Source organism: Pontibacter rugosus (assembly GCF_042678745.1).
Classification (GTDB): domain Bacteria; phylum Bacteroidota; class Bacteroidia; order Cytophagales; family Hymenobacteraceae; genus Pontibacter; species Pontibacter rugosus.
Genome location: NZ_JBHTLD010000432.1, coordinates 1 through 1158, shown reverse-complemented (window position 1 = coordinate 1158; position 1158 = coordinate 1). Strand labels below are relative to the sequence as shown.

General features: G+C 42.5%; 1 protein-coding gene. It reads right to left on the bottom strand.

Annotated elements, in window-relative coordinates:
- Positions 1-20: 20 nt before the first annotated feature.
- Entirely contained in the window at positions 21-1034 is a 1014-nt protein-coding gene (locus tag ACFQ2O_RS21740) for an NADP-dependent oxidoreductase (protein WP_449301396.1), read from the bottom strand.
- Between the last annotated feature and the right edge of the window lie 124 nt (positions 1035-1158).

Sequence of the window (1158 nt, the reverse complement as noted above, 5' to 3'; positions counted from 1 at the left end):
TTATACTTTAGAGCCAGCCATTAACCTTCTCTTTCAGCAACCTTTACAACCTGTTTACCAGTATTCTCTCCCGAAAACAAACCTAGAAATGCTGTAGGAATCTGTTCAAATCCTTCTGTTATAGTTTCCTGATACTGTAGCTTTCCTTCTTTCACCCATGTTGCAAGTTCTTTAGCAGCATTGGCAAATTCATCAGCATAATCGCTTACAATAAAACCCTTCATAAGGGCGCTCTTCTTAAGCAGAATAGGCTCAGCACGCATACCTGTGGCAGGTTTCGTGTTATTATAATAGGAGATTTGACCACATATGGCAATTCTGGCAAACTTGTTTAAAGACAAGTATACGGCATCAGAAATTTCGCCTCCAACGTTATCGAAGTAAATATCTACACCGTCCGGACATGCATCAGCGATGGCCTTATTGATATCATCTGTGGTTTTGTAATTGATCGCTTCATCAAATCCAAGTTCGTTTTTCAGGTAAGCAACTTTGTCATCTGATCCTGCGACACCCACTACACGGCATCCTTTAATTTTGGCAATTTGTCCAACTACTGTTCCTACAGCACCCGCAGCACCAGAAACCACTACTGTTTCACCTGCTTTCGGCTGGCCGATGTTCAATAACCCGACATAAGCAGTTAAACCGGGCATTCCAAGAATACCTAAGTGGTAACTTAGCGGTGCCACATCCGGGCTTACCTGGTTCAGGCCTTCGCCCTGATGAACGATATATTGCTGCCATGGCAGGTTACCTAATACAACAGCACCTTTAGGTAACTTGTCATGCTTGCTGTCCACTACCTCAGCTACTATCCCACCATTCACTGGCTGCCCAACCTCATAAGGGGCCACGTATGATTTAGCATCACTCATACGTCCGCGCATGTAAGGGTCCACTGAAACATAAAGAGATTTTAACAACACCTCCCCATCCTTCAATGCAGGGATCTCGCTTTCTTCAAACTGGAAGTTATCTTCTGCCGGCATGCCTTTAGGGCGGCTTGCCAGTAATATTGTTTTATTTTTCATAATAGCTAGTTATTCCTTTTATTAAACGCAGAACCAGCTATTCCTGTTTTTGTTTAACGGCAATTTTAATCCTTGACATAAATTCCTGATTTTCAAAGGCATCAAAGCTTAATAATTCCTGTAT

Bases quoted from the DNA above. Each gene is read 5' to 3' on its own strand.
- ACFQ2O_RS21740 (WP_449301396.1), bottom strand. From the start codon at position 1,034: ATGAAAAATAAAACAATATTACTGGCAAGCCGCCCTAAAGGCATGCCG.